This window comes from Parahaliea aestuarii, from assembly GCF_008064635.1.
In the GTDB taxonomy this organism is placed as follows: Bacteria; Pseudomonadota; Gammaproteobacteria; order Pseudomonadales; family Halieaceae; genus Parahaliea; species Parahaliea aestuarii.
In genome coordinates this window covers 279,045-298,702 of record NZ_VRYZ01000004.1, presented here as the reverse complement: position 1 = coordinate 298,702, position 19,658 = coordinate 279,045, and the positions used below count along the sequence as shown (strand labels likewise).

Annotated in this window: 15 protein-coding genes; 7 read left to right on the top strand and 8 right to left on the bottom strand. The window is 58.6% G+C overall.

Translation table 11 applies throughout. From position 1 onward, the window contains the following. Nucleotides 1–114: 114 nt before the first annotated feature. Together FVW59_RS10820 and FVW59_RS10815 are read right to left on the bottom strand one after the other, a co-directional pair. Nucleotides 115–2,649 (bottom strand): chemotaxis protein CheB, encoded by a 2,535-nt coding sequence (locus FVW59_RS10820; protein WP_222711474.1) that lies wholly within the window; start codon nucleotides 2,647–2,649, stop codon nucleotides 115–117. A 50-nt stretch (nucleotides 2,650–2,699) separates the two neighbouring features. Continuing rightward, nucleotides 2,700–3,311, bottom strand: coding sequence for a PAS domain S-box protein (locus FVW59_RS10815; protein ID WP_148064285.1), 612 nt, complete (start codon nucleotides 3,309–3,311; stop codon nucleotides 2,700–2,702). Nucleotides 3,312–3,780: 469 nt separating this feature from the next. On the opposite strand from FVW59_RS10815, the gene FVW59_RS10810 reads away from it, so the two are divergent. Next, the gene (locus tag FVW59_RS10810) at nucleotides 3,781–3,939 is read left to right on the top strand and encodes a DUF3309 family protein (RefSeq protein ID WP_148064283.1); all 159 of its coding nucleotides are present in this window, start codon (nucleotides 3,781–3,783) and stop codon (nucleotides 3,937–3,939) included. Nucleotides 3,940–4,122: 183 nt separating this feature from the next. Here FVW59_RS10810 and FVW59_RS10805 read toward each other — a convergent pair whose 3' ends face one another. Together FVW59_RS10805 and FVW59_RS10800 are read right to left on the bottom strand one after the other, a co-directional pair. Beyond that, complete coding sequence (locus FVW59_RS10805; protein ID WP_148064281.1) at nucleotides 4,123–4,587, bottom strand: hypothetical protein; 465 nt, start codon at nucleotides 4,585–4,587, stop codon at nucleotides 4,123–4,125. Between the two features lie 168 nt (nucleotides 4,588–4,755). Beyond that, nucleotides 4,756–4,959 (bottom strand): CsbD family protein, encoded by a 204-nt coding sequence (locus FVW59_RS10800; RefSeq protein WP_148064280.1) that lies wholly within the window; start codon nucleotides 4,957–4,959, stop codon nucleotides 4,756–4,758. Between the two features lie 515 nt (nucleotides 4,960–5,474). Here FVW59_RS10800 and FVW59_RS10795 point away from each other — a divergent pair. Then, entirely contained in the window at nucleotides 5,475–6,188 is a 714-nt protein-coding gene (locus FVW59_RS10795) for a Crp/Fnr family transcriptional regulator (RefSeq protein WP_246139703.1), read from the top strand. A gap of 194 nt (nucleotides 6,189–6,382) precedes the next feature. Further along, nucleotides 6,383–7,732: a diguanylate cyclase domain-containing protein gene (locus tag FVW59_RS10790; RefSeq protein ID WP_222711473.1), complete on the top strand. Its 1,350-nt coding sequence runs from the start codon at nucleotides 6,383–6,385 to the stop codon at nucleotides 7,730–7,732. Nucleotides 7,733–8,044: 312 nt separating this feature from the next. Here the strand turns inward: FVW59_RS10790 and FVW59_RS10785 are convergent, their stop codons facing one another. After that, nucleotides 8,045–9,076 (bottom strand): sigma-54 interaction domain-containing protein, encoded by a 1,032-nt coding sequence (locus FVW59_RS10785; protein WP_148064277.1) that lies wholly within the window; start codon nucleotides 9,074–9,076, stop codon nucleotides 8,045–8,047. Between the two features lie 258 nt (nucleotides 9,077–9,334). Between FVW59_RS10785 and FVW59_RS10780 the strand changes: the two genes are divergently transcribed. After that, the gene (locus FVW59_RS10780) at nucleotides 9,335–11,110 is read left to right on the top strand and encodes an SLC13 family permease (protein WP_148064275.1); all 1,776 of its coding nucleotides are present in this window, start codon (nucleotides 9,335–9,337) and stop codon (nucleotides 11,108–11,110) included. 141 nt (nucleotides 11,111–11,251) lie between these two features. After that, nucleotides 11,252–11,734, top strand: coding sequence for a VOC family protein (locus FVW59_RS10775; protein WP_222711472.1), 483 nt, complete (start codon nucleotides 11,252–11,254; stop codon nucleotides 11,732–11,734). A 151-nt stretch (nucleotides 11,735–11,885) separates the two neighbouring features. On the opposite strand, the gene FVW59_RS10770 is transcribed toward FVW59_RS10775, so the two are convergent. Continuing rightward, nucleotides 11,886–12,851 carry a hypothetical protein gene (locus FVW59_RS10770; RefSeq protein WP_148064273.1) on the bottom strand — a complete coding sequence of 322 codons (966 nt, stop codon included), beginning with the start codon at nucleotides 12,849–12,851 and terminating at the stop codon, nucleotides 11,886–11,888. A 323-nt stretch (nucleotides 12,852–13,174) separates the two neighbouring features. On the opposite strand from FVW59_RS10770, the gene FVW59_RS10765 reads away from it, so the two are divergent. Continuing rightward, complete coding sequence (locus tag FVW59_RS10765; protein WP_222711471.1) at nucleotides 13,175–15,298, top strand: molybdopterin-containing oxidoreductase family protein; 2,124 nt, start codon at nucleotides 13,175–13,177, stop codon at nucleotides 15,296–15,298. Nucleotides 15,299–15,306: 8 nt separating this feature from the next. Here FVW59_RS10765 and FVW59_RS10760 read toward each other — a convergent pair whose 3' ends face one another. Beyond that, entirely contained in the window at nucleotides 15,307–16,386 is a 1,080-nt protein-coding gene (locus FVW59_RS10760) for an NAD(P)H-dependent amine dehydrogenase family protein (RefSeq protein ID WP_148064270.1), read from the bottom strand. 64 nt (nucleotides 16,387–16,450) lie between these two features. Then, entirely contained in the window at nucleotides 16,451–16,906 is a 456-nt protein-coding gene (locus FVW59_RS10755) for a pyridoxamine 5'-phosphate oxidase family protein (protein WP_148064269.1), read from the bottom strand. Nucleotides 16,907–17,125: 219 nt separating this feature from the next. Between FVW59_RS10755 and FVW59_RS10750 the strand changes: the two genes are divergently transcribed. Beyond that, entirely contained in the window at nucleotides 17,126–19,630 is a 2,505-nt protein-coding gene (locus tag FVW59_RS10750; RefSeq protein WP_187275847.1) for a penicillin acylase family protein, read from the top strand. The last annotated feature ends 28 nt before the right edge of the window (nucleotides 19,631–19,658 follow it).

Sequence of the window (19,658 nt, the reverse complement as noted above, 5' to 3'; positions counted from 1 at the left end):
CGTATAAAGATGCAGGGTGATGAACCTAGAATATTTGAATTTCGAGATCAGGTCGGTGCGCTATCTAACTTATGTAAGATCAACTTTTCCAGACAAGTATCTGGTTCGTCACGACTATAAATCCTTGCGTAAGTTGTGTTCCAGCTTTTTGGTTGCGGTAATGTCCAGAAAAGTGATGACAACTCCGTCAATCACATTGTCCAGTCGGCGATAGGGCATGATTCGCACAGTAAACCAGCGGCCGTCGGTGGCAAGGATTTGCTTCTCCGAAAAAACCAGGGTGCTCAAAGTTGTAAGGGCGTCGTTACTAAGGTCTGGATACTGAAGACTGTTGGTGAGATCACTGAGAGGCCGGCCGACATCGCTTTCACGGATATTGATGATTTTTGATGCCCGGTCGGTATACCGGCGTACATTCAGGTTCTGGTCGAGAAACAGAATAGCTATCTCGATGCTGTTGAGCAGATTTTTCATATCACTTTGAGCAAGGAAAAGACTATCAAGCTTGGTCTGCATTTCTGCATTGATGGTTTGCAACTCCTCGTTCATGGACTGCATTTCTTCCTTGGACGTGGTCAGTTCTTCATTGGTTGACTGTAATTCTTCATTGGTGGATTGCAATTCCTCATTCGCCGACTGCAACTTTTCCTGGGAGGTACGGTTTTCCTCTCGCAGTGTCTGAATTTCATCCTGGCGCTGTTGCAGCTCAGCAGCATGGGCCTGCTGCGTGGTTGCTTCTGAATTTCCTTTGTTGGCAGGGCTGGCATGAGACGGGGCGACATCACGGAACACGATCATCTTCATGCCGCGCAGGGTGGAGGGGTCTCGCAGTGCCTGAACGGTAATATCGACACTCTGTATGGCTCCACCAGGCAGTTGCACCTGAATACCTTGTAATTGCAGCGGTTCATTCTGGTTCGCGCACTTGCGCAGGGCAGTGGCGATGGGTGTCCGCAGGGCTTCCCGCACCATGGCGTGAAAATTCCAGTTGGCTTTGCCGGCGGCAGGTTCCAGGTATTTTCCCGTGCGCCCACTGATAAAGACGATATCACCCTCGTCGTTGACTACTACAGCGGCGGGGGAGTAGACCTGCAGTAACACCCTGTTCGCTGCCGTTTGCAGATTGTCATCTGTCTGGGGAGGGGGGGCGCTGGGGGGCACAGGAAGCTCCTTGGCTATCCGGGACAAGGGTGGAAACGACTTTACCGGCAACCTGGCATTGCCGCTACGGGCATTATCCTGGCTCACATAAAGTCGTAGTTTGGATTGAAGGGGTTCAAACAACTGAGTGTAGCGTCCTACCGTTTCAGAGCTGCCTAGTAAAAGTACACCCCCGGCGCGCAGGCTGTAGTGAAACAGGGGAATGAGCTTGCGTTGCAGGCTCTGGTCAAAATAAATCAGCAGGTTGCGACAGGAAATCAGGTCGAGACGTGTGAAGGGGGGATCAAGCACCACATCCTGCTGGGCGAACAGAACCAGGTCGCGGATATCGCTGTTGATCTGGTAGCCGTTGTCATCGGCGCTGAAAAAACGCGCAAGGCGCTCGGCCGAGACGCTGCTGCTAATCCCTGCGGGATAGTGGCCTCGGCGTGCGGTGGCAATGGCGTCGGGGCTAAGATCGGAGGCGAAGATCTGCAGGGTAAAGCCATGAGATGGCGGCAGCTTCTCCAGTGCCTCGGTAAAGATCATGGCCAGGGAGTAGGCCTCCTCGCCGGTTGAGCAGCCGACCACCCAGGCACGCAGGTGCGACTCGCCGGGCTGTCGCTCCAGCAGTTCCGGCAGGGTGATATCCGCCATATATTCCCAGACCGGGGCATCACGGAAGAAGCTGGTCACCCCGATCAGCACTTCCTTGAATAGCAGGTCGATCTCATCGGGGTTGCGCTGGAGAAAATCCGCGTAATGCGACAGGGTAGCGATTTCGTGGATCGCCATGCGCCGTTCCATGCGGCGGTGCAGGGTGCTGGTTTTGTAGAGTGAGAAGTCGTGGCGGGTCCGCTGTTGGAGAAGGCGCAGAATGTGCTGCAGGTGCTCCGATCCCGACTCAGAACGCTCCGATTTTCCGCCGACGTTGGACGGGGCGGGTGCGTTGGTCAAGCGGGCCAGGATGCGCGCGGGCAAATCGCCAGGCGAGGCAACGATATCGGCACAGTTCGATGTTATAGCGCTTTGGGGCATGGCATTGAACTGCGCTGTGTCTGGTTGCTGCACCGCCGTAAGTCCGCCCACGGCCTTGATTGCTTGCAGGCCCAGGGTGCCGTCGGAACCCATGCCGGACAGTATCACGCCAATGGCTTCTTCGCCCCGGGCGCTGGCCAGGGAAGAAAACAGCACGTTGATGGGCAGACGCATACCCCTTGGCTCCATGGGCTTTGCAATATTCAACAGACCGCCTACAACGCTGAGTTCTGTATTGGGCGGTATCACATACACGCAGTCAGGCTCGATGGACATGCCCTGGGTGGCTTCCTGTACCGACATCGGGGTGACGCGTTGGAGTAGTTCCGGAAGCAAGGCCTTATGGGTGGGGTCGAGATGTTGCACCACCACATAAGCCATGTGACTGTGTGGCGGTATTCGGGCAAGGAAGTCTTCCAGCGGCGCCAGGCCGCCGGCGGATGCGCCAATACCAACGATACGTGTGGTCACAGGGGGGGCGGCGGATCGGCAGACGTCAAAGCTTCCATGTCGCAGAGCGATTAATCGGCGCTTCTCCGCATTCCGCACTCGCAGCAGACCAAAGAAATATGCCTACGCCCCGGGGGGATGGACGCCGAAAACTGTAGGTTCTGGAATTCCTGTAGCCCCACTCTCGTTTCGACTACGCAGGAATCCCTGGCGCCGCTCTGCGCGACACGCTTTATCAGGCCAAGCAGAAGTGATCGGCTTTGCGGATTCAAGAAGGTGTCAATACGCTGTCCTTCCAGATCGTCCTGCCCAACACCAAAGAGTCTGGCGGCGATAAGGTTTCCTTGAACGATGACGCCATCGACATCTACGACAAAGTAGGCGAAGGGTGCGCTATCGTAAAGTGTCCTGTAAAGGCGGAGATCCTCTACAACCGCCTCCCCATTTGTGGCAATTTCTTCGTTCTGCAAATCAATTTCCACCTGGTGAACCTGCAACTCATGAAGCAGCTTGAGGGCGTCATCGGCACTGTTGGGGTCACTCGATAGACTGTGGAGGAGACGCAAGGTGTCAATGCCCATTGACCATTGACCTGTGGCGGGTGCGGTTCCCGCCTCAAGCTGGGCTTCAGCCTTGTCCCGCAATCTGGCATGTACGTTGGATTCATTAACAATGGTGGACATACAGCCTCCGGGCTTGATCGCGGGATATTTCACGCATAGTAGCCTATCCAGGTGGGGATTGGTGTGCGATATCCATTGTCCTTTGTAGAGTCGCCGGTCTTGATTGCCGGTTCCGGCGTCTGTACCTGTTCCGGGGGACGGCGGTTATCCGCGGCACTCGTGCAGGGTGTACCAGGCGCCTGTTTCAATCATTGAAGGGAACTGGAGAAATCACATTCATTGGTATTGCCATTGACCCGGACTTTCCTGAGACGGCGATGATTGCATCGGTAGAGCGCATATCGGTGGTATTTGTCAGTCATAATGTTCGGCATTCGCCGCATATCTCTCCCGATCAGGCTGTCGCGGTCGTGTCGTCAGCAGGCAAGGTGCGCCAACGTACAGACAGCCTCACATTCAGTTTGTATGTTGAATGGCTAGATGTTGAACAAGGTTCGACATCACTACATCAATACCCCGGGAGCGCACTATGAGCTTGGGAACAATTCTGTTAATCATTCTGATACTGATGCTGGTGGGGGCTATTCCCAGATGGCCGCATAGCCGCCAGTGGGGTTATGGGCCTAGCGGCGCCATCGTCGCGATCGTGGTGGTGGTAGTGGTGTTGCTGTTGTTGGGCAAGCTATAGCCGAGGAATTTTTGTCACAAGATCTCGCTCTGAAAATGGTCGGCCTGACACTAAACGTGTCATCGCTGCTGATTTTTATTTCGAGTACTAGAGAACGGCCGACAAGAGACTGGCCCATCCGCTTCTCCGGCGTTCTGGTGTAGGCCATCGGGTTGCCGCGGGGCAGTCTCTGGCTCTGGGTGCTTACTCGTGATGTCTCGCCTGCGCCAAAGCTGCATCCCGATCTGCGATTGCCTGCGCTTTTTCGGTGGCAAAGGCCGCATCAGCACGACTCAGGCAAGCTGCTTTGTCAACATTCGTGTATGCGCCGCATTTCTCGGTGGCGATGTTGTGCCGGCCTTCAGCTTCCGTCTGGGCAATATCGAACGCCGCTCTTGCATTGGCGGTCGTTGCCTCAGATTCGACTTCTGCCAGGTTTTCACGGGCGTCCTGGGTACGACTGACATAGTCTTCCCGGGCGGTGACTACATCTTCCCTCGAATTACTGAATTTATCAGTCGCATCTCGTCGGGCTTCATTGACTTCTTCATTGGCTTCCGCACGCGCCTCCGACACATCTTTGGCGGTGTTCGACGTACCTTGATTACAACCTGTGATCGCCAAGCTTAGTCCAGCAATGGCTACGATGGATAAAATTTGGTAGTTCATTGGAATATTCCTGGTTGAATGCGAATTAATCTGCCGATACATGTACTCGAATACCCGGGCGATAGCCAGTTGTCGATTGGCACCGGACCTTTCTCTTCGGGGCCTGAGATACTGCCTTCGACAGAGTGTCGCAGGCAGTACGAAAAAGGCCGCGGGAGTCGCCAGAAGTCAGCTTTTGTTCATTTCTTCAAAGTCCTTGATCTGCTCCTCGGCTTCGTCTTTGGTAATACCGTAAGCCTTCTGGATTTCTCCCTTCAGCTCGTCTCGCCTGCCGGCAATCACATCAAGGCGATCATCTGTCAACTTGCCCCACTGTGCTTGGGCTTTGCCCTTGAATGTCTTCCAGTTACCTTCAATGATGTCCCAGTTCATACGGTTCTCCTCTCGTCCTATCTGGCTTTATTGCCAGCTAGTGAAATTCCATGCGTAAATTCTTCTTCAGTCTCGATGGCGACAACTCTTGTTGTTTTCCAGTGAAAAAGGCCGGATACTTTTGGACATTCCTTCTTGCATTGGACTGAACGCTTGCCCTCCGATCGTCAGTCCAATACTGTTGTGGGCTAATACTCACAATCCGCGAAATTACGGAACGTTACCCAAACATAGTGTTCTTCCCTGGATGCGATGTCTGTGCGTCATCACACGCAACCTGGGGGGTAGCCAACCCGCTTGAACACTATGGCACGATGGTGGCCCATGCATCGGGGAGTCGATGTCGGCTCGAGAAAGCTGAGGCGCTGCTGGAGTAACGGATTCAGAACCGAAGAAGGTTTTTTGCCGCACAGCGCCGCGAAGTTTGCGCTATTCATTCCCCTTGCCGGCGACAGGGCAACTACAATCAAGCTTTTTAGTGAGTCTATAGCCTGGTTACGAAAAGGAAGCGTCAGTTGATTTGCTCGACCTTACAACCAACGCAGAACCACGTCCTAGCTGCATTGCCAACCGAGGTTCAGCAACGGCTGTTTCCTTACCTTGAAGAAGCTTCCATGCCCCTTGGCAAAGTGCTCTATGAGCCTGGGGACAAAATGCGTCATGTGTATTTCCCTACTGACTGTATTGTGTCCCTGTTGTATGTCATGGAAAGTGGCTCATCGGCGGAAATATCCGTCGTAGGCAACGAGGGCCTGGTGGGTATTTCGCTGTTCATGGGCGGCGAAAGCACCTCCAGTCGCGCCATTGTTCAGAGCGGTGGCAGTAGTTACCGTTTGTTAGGTCAGCGGTTGATAGACGAATTCAGTCGCCACGGTCCGCTGATGTCACTGGTATTGCGTTACACCCAGGCGCTGATCACTCAAATGGCCCAGACCGCCGTATGCAATCGCCATCACTCCATTGGCCAGCAGTTGTGCCGTTGGTTGTTGTTGTCTCTGGACCGCCTGCCCACGAACCACCTCATCATGACCCAGGAGCTCATTGCCGACATGCTCGGTGTGCGCCGCGAAGGCGTGACAGAAGCGGCTGGTCGCCTGCAAAAGCTCGGTGTTATCAAATATCGCCGCGGCCACATCGAAGTGATAGATCGCCCCAGGCTCGAGCAAATGAGTTGCGAGTGCTATGCCGTGGTTAAAAGGGAGACGGATCGTTTGTTGTCTCCCCGTTAACCTCTTGAGCCGGCCGGCTATGAATGGCTCAGCCCGCTGGAGTCCACTCTGTTTACACTGCGTACATCGCTGGCGAGTTCAACGGCCAAGGCATGTTCGGCGCCGTTGACCACTCTGCCGAAAGCTTGCCGGGTTAGTATCTTGTGTGGGGTTGCGTACAGACCAGGTGAAACTGCTTTTCTAATATGGCCGTTATGGCCACTACCACCAACATACCGCTGCCTGCGGCATCCCGCCACACTATTGGCGCCACCTCCGCCGTTTGCCCGCATTGCAACAGCTTTCTGCTCCCGGTGCCGCGTCGCCCAGTTGATTGGATACTGGGCCTGTTCTCGCCGGTCAGGCGGTACCATTGCAGCGCCACGGAAGAGGATCCTGCCTGTACCTGGGAAGGGACTTTGGGTAGACAATCTGTCGCTGAAGGACATGCATTCCATCGGCTTTTTTGCAGTGTGCAGGGAGTAACAATTCGAGTTCATCGACAAATACGCGAACTGTGGAACCATGTTGTTTGCCACAACGCGGCAAGGAACGGCCCGCGGATTGATGAACCGCCCATCACGGCCTTCGTTGATGTCTCGTTTGAGGATATGGCACAAATCACCCTGGATGCCATTGGTGATGCCGTTCTGGTCGTCGATCCGAAAGGCACGGTGATCTATCTCAACAAGGTGGCGGAAACACTGACCGCTTGGCCGGGTAAAATGGCTCTTGGGCGTCCAGTCGAGGAAGTCCTGTTCATTGTCGACGGTATCACCCGACAGCGGACGACGAACCCCTCTCAGCGTGCTATCAGCGAGGGCCGGATTGTGGCGCTGGCCTTGGGTAGTGTGCTGATCCGGCGTGATGGCACCGATATGGCGATCGAGGATTCTGCCGCACCCATCCATAATTGTTTCGGAAAGATCGCCGGCGCGGTGATTGTGTTTCACGATGCCCGCCAGTCTCACTTTGAAACGCAGAAAATGAGCCATCTTGCCCAACACGACTTCCTCACTGGCCTGCCCAATCGGGTTCTGCTCGTGGAGCGGCTTTCTCAGGCCATCGGCATGGCCAAACGGCATCGCAAGCAGGTTGCGCTGCTGTTCCTGGATCTGGATCATTTCAAGGAAATCAACGACGCTTTCGGCCATGCGGTGGGAGATCAGTTATTGCGTACTGTCGCAGCGGACATGGCGGGCTGTGTGCGTGCCACGGATACCGTAAGCCGCCACGGCGGCGATGAGTTCGTTATTTTATTGAGCGAGGTCGAAGAGAGGAGGGACATCGCGCAGATTGCCGAAAAATTGTTGGCCAAACTCGCGGCGCCGCGGATGATAGCTGGCCACCAGCTGCAGGTAACCCTGAGTATCGGTATCAGTGTTTACCCCGAGGATGGAATCGATACTGATACGCTTATGCTGAACGCAGATACGGCTATGTACAGTGCCAAGAATGCCGGTCGCAGCAACTACCAATATTGTCCTCCAGGAGTCTGTTGGACAGAAGGCTGTTCTACTGCGGGAAAGCCGGATCCGGTGATTTTTCAAGCAAATTCTCGTTAGATGGAATCGCTATTTGCCTCATCATGACTTGGAAATCTGCAGGTGGGAGCCGATCGTCTGTTCACCACAAACCATACTGGATTTGACATTCGCAACCCGGCATAGCGCATGGAGGAGGCGCGCAAGCGGCAGGAGGCGATGCAGGATGTGCCGGTATCTGTGACGGCATTTACCGCCTACCAGTTGCGCGATGCAGAGATCGTCAATCTGAAGTAGCTCGGCTACCAGACCGCCCGGGCGATGAACGGTGATTTGATGACGGGTGTTGCCGCATAGCCCGGGTGTGCGGGCCGCCGGGTGTTGCCGGCAATCTCAGTCCTTGAAGTCGGCAGGCTCAATACCGTACTTGCGCAGCTTCCCCCTGAGGGTACTGGTGTTGAGTCCAAGCAATACGGCTGCGCCTGCGGGGCCATCCACCCGACCGCCGGCCCTGGCCAGTGCCCGTTGAATGTGCTGTGTGATGATTACGTCCAGGGGTTCAATCGGATCTTTTTCTGAATCCTTTGCGCGTGGTTTTGTCGTTGCGGAGGCAAACTTTCTCAGCCCTTCTGCGCCCAGCGAGGTCTTCAGGTCCATTTCCCTGTTCTGGCCCAGGATAACGGCGCGCTCCAGCACAGAACCCAGTTCACGGACATTGCCCGGCCAGCGGTAACTCATTAGCAGCTGTAAATCTGTCGCTTTTAGCCGCGGGGTGGGCAGCCCCAGGCGTTGAGCGGCGCGGTGGATGAAATGCAGCGCCAGCGGTTTGATGTCGCGCGGGCGCTCATGCAAGGCAGGTAGAATGATCGGGAACACAGCGAGGCGATACCATAAGTCTTCACGGAATTGCCCTTCCTGCACCATGTGCGGCAAATCGCGGTGGGTGGCGGCAATGACCCGGACGTTGACTGCAATATCGTGCTCGCTCCCCACCCGCTGGATGATGCCGTCCTGCAACACCCGCAGTAGCCGGATTTGAGCTGCCATCGGCAACTCGCCCACTTCATCCAGCAATAAGGTGCCCCCATCGGCGCGCTCGAACCACCCGCGCCGTTGTGAAACCGCGCCAGTGAAACTGCCTTTTTCGTGACCAAACAGTTCGGAATCAATCAGGTCCGATGGCAGGGCTCCGCAGTTGACCCGGACAAAGGCGTTGTTGCGTCTTCTGGAGCGCTCATGGATGGCGCGGGCAATGACTTCCTTGCCGGAACCGGTCTCTCCAAGTATGAGTACACTGGCTTCAGACGGCGCCACTTGATTGACCCGCTGCATGACAGCCTGCAACCCCTGGTCAGCACCGATGATGCACTCTGCAACGGCTGGCTGGGAGGTATCGCGGTGTCCGCTGTCCCTGGTTGGCTGCATGGTAGAAATTGCCCCTCTCTGGTCTCGTCGCCTGCGGCCTGTTACCCGTTCTTCGCAGATCGAAAGCAATATACGTCAAATAAAGCGAGATAGATGTCAAATAAGATACGTAAATCCGTTAAATATGGCTGTAAACCTGGAATAGGAAGTTTATAAAAATGGGAAAATCATTGTAAATCAACAGGATGGCGGACTCTGCAGAGTTGGCACATTATTTGTTGTAGAAGGCAGCATACCTGGTAGTGAGAAGTTCGAAATATGACGGCGGAAATGGCTTATACCCTGGCAGTAGTCATCGCGGTGCTGGTGGCCCTGGCCAGCAACCGGGTGCCTGCAGAAATAGCCATGATGGCAGCGATGGTCGCTGTACTGGTGGCTGGCGTTATTGACACCGGTCAGGCGCTGGCGGGGTTCTCCAATGCGGGCATGATAACCGTGGCGGTGCTCTATGTGGTGGCGGCGGCCCTGCGGGATACCGGGGCTATTTTCTGGATTGCACATAAATTGCTGGGGCAGCCCAGAACACCGCTGGCCAGCCAGATGCGCTTGATTCTACCGACGTCCTTTCTGAGTGCCTTCCTCAACAACACCACTGTTGTCGCCATCATGATCCCGGCGGTACAGGAGTGGGCGCAGCGCCTGAAGATGTCACCCTCAAAGCTACTGCTGCCCTTGAGTTACGCCGCCATTCTGGGCGGTACCTGTACGCTGATTGGTACCAGTACCAACCTGGTCGTCGACGGCCTGATGCAGGATCGCGGTTTTCCCGGTCTTCACATCTTCGATCTGGCCTGGGTCGGCGTGCCACTGTTACTCGCAGGTTCAGTGTTTCTGATGCTGTTTGGTCGCAGGTTATTGCCCGAGCGCGAAGGCCTGGTAGAGCAGCTGGAGCACGCCCGGGAATATCATGTCGACATGCTGATTCCCAGGTCCAGCCCCCTGCACAACAAAACGATTCGGGAAGCCGGCCTGCGCAATTTGCAGCACGGCTATCTCACCGACATCACGCGGGGCGAAAAGCTGTACACGGCGGTCGGCCCCGACATGCAGTTGCAGGAAGGGGATCAGCTCGCCTTTATCGGCGCGCCTGCCTGTGCCCGTGAACTGCAGCGCATCAACGGTCTGGTGCCTGCCCACGGTGGCGCCCACAAACTGCAGCTTAATCATCATCAACGCTGCCTGGTCGAAGTGGTGTTGGGCGTGGAGTTTCCCGGCCTGAACAAGACGGTAAAAGAGGCCGAATTTCGCACCCGCTATCACGCCGCTATTCTGAGCATCAGCCGCGGCGGGCGTCGCCTGTCGGGCAAGGTGGGTGATGTCACTCTGAAGGTAGGCGATACCCTGTTACTGGAGACCAGTGAGACCTTCGTTGAGCAGTATCAGTACCGCAGGGACTTTATGCTGGTCAGCCCGCTGCGGGATTCCACACCGCCGAACTTTTCCAAGGCGCCACTGGCAACCGGCATTCTGCTTGCCATGGTGGTGGTCAATGTCCTGGGCTTCATGTCGGTGCTGGAGGTGGCCCTGCTGGCCGCGGGTCTGTTGCTGGTGACCGGTTGTGTGACAGTCAATCGCGCGCGCATGAACGTCAGCGTCAATTTGCCGGTCCTGGTGGTCATCGCTGCGGCCTTTGCCCTGGGGACTGCGCTGGAGGAGAGCGGGGCAGCCGCCTGGATTGTAGGTATCCTGTTAAGCGGCGGCATTGAGAGTCCCTGGCTGGCACTGTTACTGGTTTATCTCGTCACCAGCCTGTTTACCGAGGTGATCACCAATAACGCGGCGGCGGTCTTGCTGTTTCCCATAGCAACCGGCGTTGCCGGGCAGTTGGGGGTCAGTCCCACGCCCTTTGTTATCGCGGTGATGTTTGGCGCCAGCGCCAGTTTCCTGACCCCCCTGGGCTACCAAACCAACTTGATGGTCATGGGGCCGGGCGGCTACCGCTTTACCGACTACCTGAAGATCGGCGTGCCGATGGCGGTGTTGGCCACGGTGGTGACAACTGCGCTGATTCCAGTGGTCTGGCCATTTCATTGATGGCAAGCGGTATTGCGCACTGAAAATGGCACGACGCGGATAATGCAGATTCTGTGGAATGAGCCAAACTTGGCGGGTGAATTTTCAATCATGCTTCTGGATGGGCATTTTCCTGTCTCCAGGGCATGTTGAGAGGTTGGTATGACAAGTACGCTGCAACCCACGCCGGATGGCTGGCCGCGGATCGCGCCAGCGCTCTACTATGAGGATCCACGAGCGGCCATCCAGTGGCTCTGTGATGCTTTCGGTTTCGAGGTGCGCCTGCTGGTGGAGTCCCCCGAGGGCGGCATCATGCACAGTGAACTGGTGTATGGCGACGGCGTGATCATGGTGGGTGATGCCGGCAAGGGGCCGCGAACACTCAGCCCGGGTGTCGCCGGCGGCAATACCCAGTCCATCATGATCCATGTCGACGATGTGGACGCCCACTGCCAGCGGGCCCGGCAATTCGGCGCCGTCATTGAAACCGAGCCCATGGAAACGGATTACGGGCCGGAGTACTGGACGGACCGCGCCTACGGCGCCCGTGATCCGGAGGGGCACCCGTTCTGGATTGTGCAGCGCCTGCGGACCGGGCATCCCCGGTGGAGCGAAGTGCGCAACAAGGTGGATCAGCACCACTAGCAACTCGCTGGCCGATGGATGTGGCCGGAGTGAAGCTTGCAGGCTCCGCTGATCGGCTCTCTCGTTGTGCGGGGCGGCAGTGTTTGAACACCCCGCCCCGTCGGTTCAGATGACTGGATAGCTGAGTGCTTGCCAGTCTGTCAGTGGCTTCTCAGCGTTCGCCGGTGAGGCCGCCTCCGCCACTTCCTGAGCCGCCACTCCCGTCGCCATTGTCCTCACCCTCATCAGGCGCCTGGATATCCGCTGCGGGAAGGACCTTGCAGATAGCAAACAGGTTCACCGCCTGGGTGGCGGTGACATCAAAGCCATTGGCAAACCAGTACACTCTGCGTTGATACACAGAGCTATCCAGTACCATTTCCTGGTTGCCGTTCTCCTGTGCTATTGGTGTGAATGCCGGGGCGTTAGTCGTCACCAGCGCGATCGCACCGCCGTTGTTGCCATTCATGTTATAGCCACCGTCGATATAAGCTGTCCCGGCAGGGCAGGTGATACTGAGGTTTCGACCTGAGCTCGGCTGCAGTGTGAATACCGGTGTATGCTGGGTCAGATTCTGGTAATCATATCCGGTGCCGGCAATCACGGGCGATGCGCAGTTTATAGTGCCGTCCTCGCTCACGCTGGTGACATAGGCGCCATCGCCACACTCACCGGTCGCGACCATTTGCGCCAGTACGGCCAGGCGTTCTTCTGCGTCTTCGTCTGCCTCGATGCGATTAGCCACTTCCTGGCTAAGATTCTCTGCCACCGTCTTTACCGCAGCATCAGTAGTTTCCAGTGCCAGCGCCAGTGTGTTTATGTCCGCATCTACATCCGTTTGCAGGGAGTATATGTCATCGCTTAGCTGGCCAATTTCCCCCGCATTCAGGTCGACATCTGTACGCAAGCTGTCAATCTGATTCTGCAACTGGCCCAGTAGGTACAGCTTTTCAGCAATAGCTGCAATCTCATTTCGGAGTTCAGCGTCGCCTGCCTCCATAGCTTCTTCAAGCGCGGCTACTTCCTGCTGCAGGTCATTTACCTGTGCAGCCAGCTCCTGAAACGGCTTGCCATTTGGCAAGGCGTACGCACCACCTGCAAGCGTGCCGATGACTACTGCCAGTATCATTTTTTTCATAGTGTCCATTCCTTGTACCAGATGAAATAGAGAAGGATTTCACCAGCAATGCTCGGGACATTCCGTGCCGCGAGTAGTTGGTATCTCTATTAGCGGCAAATGGCAGACAATATGCCCACGCGGCGGGTAACTAATTTCATGTCACGGCTGAAGGTAATTCTGTGAAGCGGCTGGTTCGAGCTGTCAGGCCCTCGCCGGTACACCTACTAAAACCCCCGGTGAACATTTTGCCGCTTCCCCGCCTGTAGTGGGGAAGGGTCGTTGTACCCCTTCCTGTTCTTGCTAATCTGCAGCCTACCGGCATGCAAAAAAGGCTAACAGTAATGCGGGAATCTCTCTCCTTCTGCCGTATGTGCATGGGCCACTGCGGCGTTGTGGTGACCACGGATGACGAGGGCCAGTTGCTCGCGATCCGCGGCGATCACGACGACCCCCAGACCCGCGGCTTTGCCTGCTTCAAGGGGCTCAAGGCGGTGGAGGCGGCGCGCGCCGAAAGTCGTATTCTGCGCCCGCTCAAGCGCCAGCCCGATGGCAGCTTCCAGGCGATTTCGGCGGAGCAGGCGCTGGATGAGATTGCCGCGAAACTGGCGCTTGTTCGCGACGCCCACGGTGCCCATGCCATAGGCGGCTACAAGGGCGGCGGCGGCTTCTTTACCGCGTCCTCGCAGCCCCTGTTACAGGACCTGCTGGCTCGCCTCGGCAGCCCCAAGTACTTTTCGTCGGTCACCATCGATCAATCCGCGAAAACGGTGGCTGCGGGCCGGATCGGCGTGTGGCCGGCGGGCAAGGACCCCTTCGCGCGCAGCGAAGTAATTTTGCTGGTGGGCGCCAATCCCCTGCTCACAGTGAGCCACAACGGCTTTGACACCCGCAATCCGGTCAAGCGCATGAAGGAGGCGCGCGAACGGGGCATGAAGGTCATTGTGATTGACCCACGCGAAACCGAAACCGCCAGATTTGCCGACATCCACCTGCAGTCCCTCCCCGGTGAGGATCCCAGTATCCTGGCGGGCCTGCTGCATGTGATTCTTGACCGGGGCTGGGAAGACCGCGCCTTTGTCGCCGCTCACGCTGGCCAACTGGAGGAACTGCGCGGGGCGGTAGCCCCCTTCACGCCCGCATACGTGGCACAGCGGGCGGGCATCGCTGCCGATGACCTGGTCGCCGCGGCGCGCCTGTTCGCCCACGACTGTTCGCGGGGGGCGGCCAGCAGCGCCACCGGCCCGGATATGTCGGCCTTCTGCAATTTGTCGGAACACCTGATCGAAGCGCTCAACGTGGTCTGCGGGCGTTTCCTGCGGGAGGGGGAGGCCATTCCCAATCCAGGTGTACTGCTACCGCGCTGGCCGCGCCATGCCCAGGTTATGCCCGCCGGACGCTGGTGGGAGGGCGGCTTCCGCAGTCGTATCGGTGGCTATGGCCTGATCGACGGTGAGTTGCCCACGGGCATCCTGGCTGATGAAATCCTCGAGCCTGGCGCTGACCGGCTGCGGGCACTGATCGTACACGGCGGTAACCCGGCTTCCGCGGTTCCCGACCAGGAAAAGATCGTAGAGGCGCTCAACTCGCTCGAATTGCTGGTGACTATCGAGCCTTTCATGACCACCACGGCACAGCTGTCTGACTATGTGTTGCCGCCGAGCCTGCACTATGAGCGTCCCGACTTACCGATTTTCATTTATGAATCCCTGGTGACGCACGCGCCCTACACCCGCTATACGCCGGCGGTGGCGAGTCCGCCAGCGGGCGCGGAGGTGGTGGATGACCACCTGTACTTCTGGGGCCTCGCCAGGCGGTTGGGCGTTGAACTGCACTACATGGACGCGCCGCTGCCCATGGATGTGCCGCCGACCACCGACGAGGTGCTGGCGATAGCCGCGCGCCACGCGCCTGTGCCATTTGCGACATTGCAGGCGGCAGAGCGGGGTATCTACGACGACGAGCCCCAGTATGTCCTGCCGGCGGAGCCCGGCAATACGGCGCGCTTCAGTCTGCTGCCGGACGACGTTGCCGATGAACTGGCGCAGGTGCTGGCGAGCGACGATGGCGGGGCGGCGTTCCCCTATCGCATGGCGGTACGTCGCCTGCGCGATACACTCAATTCCGCCGGGCGAGACCTGCCCTCGATTCGCGCGCGGGTACCCTGCAACTACGCCTATATGCATCCTGACGACATGGCGGCGGAAGCGCTTAGCGATGGAGAAGCGGTGACCATTGCCTCCGCCCACGGCAGCATTCCGGTGCGGGTAAAAACTGACGAGGCGCTGCGCCCGGGCGTCATTGCCATTCCACACGGCTTCGGTGGCCTGCCGGGGCAATCCGACTACGGTGCGCAGGGCTCCAATACCAACCTGCTGCTGACTACGGCCAGTGAACGGGCCAGTATCAATGCCATGCCGCGCATGAGTGGAATCCCGGTACGCCTGGCCAGAGATCCCGGGGCGTGAGCGGGGGCTCACACCCTCAACTGGGCTCCGCCGTGCACAGTGGGCAGGTCCAGTGGCGATAGAATGCCCGGGTTCGCGGCGCACACAGCGGGTATTGCGTTGACCAGGCGATTGGCTGCCGAGCAGTTGCCACCGCCAGCCGGGCCGGGTTCAACCGGGTCCTCGCCGTGGCAGCTAACCACCAGCTTCGGGTTGCCGCTGATGATGACCTGGTGGCAACCCCGGCCTTCATGGGGATAGGGCCAGTCGCGGCCGCAGTCGTCGTCTATCCGGGTAATGTGTTCCACCACGATCCGGGCGCTGCCGTTGCGCATGCCCCGTACCTCGAAGCGGAAGGCGCCCTGGGTGCCTTTCTCGAACAGGCCCATTCCCGGGACATCGATGTCCTTTTCAAGGGGTAGCCGCTCGACGGCGGTCTCGATGCTGTCCAGGGGGTAGTCGAGAGCCGCGGCAACCAGTTGCACCATGGGCCCCCACACCGTTTTCATCGCCGAATCCTCCAGCATTCGCGGCAGCTCATCCATCGATTTGCCGAAGCCGATGACTTCTCTTACCACTTCCGGCTGGTCATACAGGCCGTAGTTGAAGATCTCCTGCATACGGATTTCCTCAATATCGGAAACGACGCCGCTCAACAGTACCGGCAGGATGTCCATGGCCCAGCCGGGATCAATGCCCGAGACAAAGACCGAGCTGTTGTTTTGCTGGCAGACTGCTTCCACCGGATCGATCGCTTCCCTCAGTGCGCCCTGTCCCCGGGGGTAGAGCAGCGGATAAAACGCCGTGGAAACCACGTTGATCCCGGCCGCCAGTACCGAGATCAGTTCGATGAAGGCCGCTTCGCCGCGGGTATCCGCGTTCGCGGCATACACGATGCAGTCGACATCCTGTTCTACCACCGCTCGCCAGTCGTCGGTCGCGGTTAGGCCGACTGGATCGATGCCGGCCAGTTCGCCCGCGTCGCGTCCGACCTTGGCAGGATTGGAGACGATGACTCCCACAAGGTCCAGATCGCGATGGGCCAGCACCGCCCTGATGGCGGGGCGACCGACATTCCCTGTGCCCCAGACAACAACGCGCTTGTTCATTTCTTATCCTTATTGGTTGGTGATTAGGCTTTTGCAATTCTGCCAGCGTAGTCGCACTGTAAGGCTACGTCGCGACATCCTCCATGCGTTGCCGGTAATCCCAGCTGAAAAGCCGCGATGGTTTAATTGCAATCAGGATTTCCTCGGCCTGGCGCGACAGCAGCCACTGGGCCAGCGTCGAGTTGGTATCGCCCAGGTAGCGCACCAGCAATTTCTCCAGTGTGTCGCGCTCGCCCAACGGCGACAAGGTGGCAATTCCCTGCCCGCGCACGCCGTGGTAGGGCGGTTCGTTGGGTGCCAGCTCGAAGCCGACCCGGTCGTTGTCGCGCAACAAGCCGATCAGGCGTGAATCCTGGTGCGATACACAGTGCAGGGTGTCGCCCTGCAACAGGTACCAGAGGGAGGCCACCACGGGGAAACCGTCGGGGGCCACCGCCGCAAGGCGCAAGGGAAAGACCGACTCGGCGAAAAAGTCCGCAATCTGCTGTTCTGACCAGGGGCCTTTAAGCTTGGCATTCATCCGCATAAACCTCGTGCACATTGGTGTGTAGCCATTGTTCGCCACAGCGCTCGCTCGCGGTGGCGTATACCAGGCCTCCCGATTGCAGGGACGGTCGGTCAAATGGCGCCGGTACTCGAATCTATCACTTCCAGTGTCTCGTCGCAGGTATTCAGGGTCCATCGCCAGCAGCGATGCGTTAGTATTGGCGCCGTACACCAGACAATAAGGAGAAAAACCATGCGCCACGCAACCCTGCTGCCCGTTCTCGCCCTGTCGCTCGTGCTGACGGCCTGTAGCGACAGTAGCGACAACAGCATGACGGACAATGGCGGTAACCCCGGGCCACCCGTCGAGCCACCGCTTGAACCCGCCGGGTTCAGCGCCGAGATTCGCCGCACAGAGTACGGCATTCCCCATATCAAGGCCGAAGACTGGGGCAGCCTCGGCTATGGCTACGGCTATGCCTACTCCCAGGACAATTTCTGCGTCACCATGCACGAGATTGCCCTGGCTGGCGGGCGCTGGGCGGAACTGACCGGTGAGGATATCGACCGCGACTTGCTGTGGCGCTTTATCAATGGCAGCCGCGACGAGTTCAAGGCCGATTATTTTGACTCGCTGCCGCAGCGGGACCGCGACCTGGTTACCGGTTTCGCCGCGGGCATGAACCGCTACCTGGACGAGACCGGTGTCGACGGCCTGCCCGAGGGCGAAAACGGCTGTCGGGGAGAGCCCTGGGTGTACGCCTTCGACGAACTGGACCTGATGATGTACCTGCGCAAGATCGCGCTGCAGGCGAGTACCGACCAGGGCATCGTGCGCGACGCCATCCTTGCGGTGCAGGGCCCGCCCGAAATGCAGGTCGTCAGCGTCGACCAGTTGGGTGTGCGCGCCGGCCTCGCCGGTGACCTCAGTGCCGTTGGCCAGACTATTCGCCCGAGTGAAGTGGGCAGTAATGCCATCGCCCTCGGTGCAGATGCCACCCAGTCCGGCGCCGGCATGTTGCTGGGTAATCCCCATCAACCCTGGAACGGCTCCGGCCGCTGGTACGAGGCCCACCTGACCATTCCCGGGGAGTACGATGCCGCTGGCGCGTCGCTGCAGGGCCTGCCCTGGATCGGCATCGGTTTTACCCGCGACGTGGCCTGGACCCACACGGTGGACTACGCCACCCGCTTTACCCTGTACGAGGTGACACTCAATCCCGACAACCCCATGCAGTACGATTACGATGGCGAGTGGCGGGATATCGAAACCCGCACCGTGGCTGCCGAGGAACTGCAGGACGACGGATCACTGGTGACGGTGGAGCGCACCTTCTACAGCACCCACTATGGCCTGGTGCTGGACCTGGCGGGCATCAATCCGGCCATTGGCGGCTGGCCCACCTTCGCCGGCACCCTGGTGACCCTGCGCGACGCCAACCTGGATACCGGGCTGCGCTCGTTGCGCCAGTGGGTGGAGAAATCCCAGGCCAGCAATGTAGAGGAGTACCGCGAGGCCCTGCGCCATATCGGCAACCCGGTGTTTCACGAGTTTGCCGCCGACCGTCACGGGGGCATGTTCTATGGCCAGATCAGTGCGGTGCCGCGGGTCACCCAGGCGCAACTGGACGACTGCCAGACCGGCATCATGGCCATCGTGGCCAGTGTGTCCACCAATGCCTTCATCGGCCTGGACGGCAGCCGTTCTGCCTGCGAGTGGGGTGAGGACCCCGATGCGCCCGCAGGCACCAATGTCTACGGCCTCGACGCCCACCCGCAAATTCTCGGGCGCGGTGCTGTCGGCAACAGCAACAACAGCTACTGGCTGAGCGACGCCACCATGCCGCTGGAAGGCTTCCCTGTGGTGTTCGGCTGGATGGGCCATGAAGGGAACCAGCAATTCCTGCGCACCCGCATCACCCACAATATGATCGCCGACCGGCTGGCGGGCAGCGACGGCATCGGCGACGCACCGCTGTTCAGCCTGGATGACATGAAAACCGTGATGTACCTGAACCGGGTATATGCGGCTGAAATCGTGCTCGACGATGTGCTGGCGATCTGTGAAGACCGGCTCGCCGATCTCTCAAATCCGCTCGACCCGGCTACCCGTGAGGCTTTGTCAGAAACCTGTAGTGTACTGGCCAGTTGGGATCGCAAGGTTGACGTGGACAGCCGGGGCGCCCAGGTGTTCACCGAATTCTGGGGCGGCATTCGCGACACTTACGGCAGCGCCTTCCAGAACGTAGTGGTCAGCGACGAGTTCTGGGCCGTGGACTTCACCGCCACCGACCCGCTCAATACGCCCCGTGGCATCGACACCGGCGTGGCGGCCAATCGCGAGCTGGTGATCGAAAAACTGCTGGCGGCCCGCCAGCGCCTTGGCGACGCCAATGTGGCACTGGATGCTCCCTGGGGCGAGGTGCAGTTTCTGGAGCGCAATGGCGAACCGGTACCCATCCACGGTGGCTCCGGCCAGATGGGGGTATTCGGCGCGATCAGCGTCGATCTCGACGAGGGAGGCTACCGCAATCCGCGCGCCGGCAACTCCTATATCCAGGTCGTGACCTGGGACGGCAGCGACTGCCCGATCGCGGACACCATCCTGACCCATTCACAGAGTGTGCAGCCGACCTCGGAGCACTACAGTGACCAGACCCGCCTGTACGCGGAGAAGGGCTGGGTGCGTTTCCCCTTCTGCGAAGAGGCCATCCAGGCGGCACAGATTGGTGAAACACTGTTGCTGGAGCAGGAGTGACATGTCTTCTGCGGGGGTATCCCGCCTC

Coding starts and splice junctions, on each gene's coding strand:
- FVW59_RS10815 (WP_148064285.1), bottom strand. CDS start 3,311: ATGTCCACCATTGTTAATGAATCCAACGTACATGCCAGATTGCGGGAC.
- FVW59_RS10810 (WP_148064283.1), top strand. CDS start 3,781: ATGAGCTTGGGAACAATTCTGTTAATCATTCTGATACTGATGCTGGTG.
- FVW59_RS10805 (WP_148064281.1), bottom strand. CDS start 4,587: ATGAACTACCAAATTTTATCCATCGTAGCCATTGCTGGACTAAGCTTG.
- FVW59_RS10800 (WP_148064280.1), bottom strand. CDS start 4,959: ATGAACTGGGACATCATTGAAGGTAACTGGAAGACATTCAAGGGCAAA.
- FVW59_RS10790 (WP_222711473.1), top strand. CDS start 6,383: ATGGCCACTACCACCAACATACCGCTGCCTGCGGCATCCCGCCACACT.
- FVW59_RS10785 (WP_148064277.1), bottom strand. CDS start 9,076: ATGCAGCCAACCAGGGACAGCGGACACCGCGATACCTCCCAGCCAGCC.
- FVW59_RS10780 (WP_148064275.1), top strand. CDS start 9,335: ATGACGGCGGAAATGGCTTATACCCTGGCAGTAGTCATCGCGGTGCTG.
- FVW59_RS10775 (WP_222711472.1), top strand. CDS start 11,252: ATGACAAGTACGCTGCAACCCACGCCGGATGGCTGGCCGCGGATCGCG.
- FVW59_RS10770 (WP_148064273.1), bottom strand. CDS start 12,851: ATGAAAAAAATGATACTGGCAGTAGTCATCGGCACGCTTGCAGGTGGT.
- FVW59_RS10765 (WP_222711471.1), top strand. CDS start 13,175: ATGCGGGAATCTCTCTCCTTCTGCCGTATGTGCATGGGCCACTGCGGC.
- FVW59_RS10760 (WP_148064270.1), bottom strand. CDS start 16,386: ATGAACAAGCGCGTTGTTGTCTGGGGCACAGGGAATGTCGGTCGCCCC.
- FVW59_RS10755 (WP_148064269.1), bottom strand. CDS start 16,906: ATGAATGCCAAGCTTAAAGGCCCCTGGTCAGAACAGCAGATTGCGGAC.
- FVW59_RS10750 (WP_187275847.1), top strand. CDS start 17,126: ATGCGCCACGCAACCCTGCTGCCCGTTCTCGCCCTGTCGCTCGTGCTG.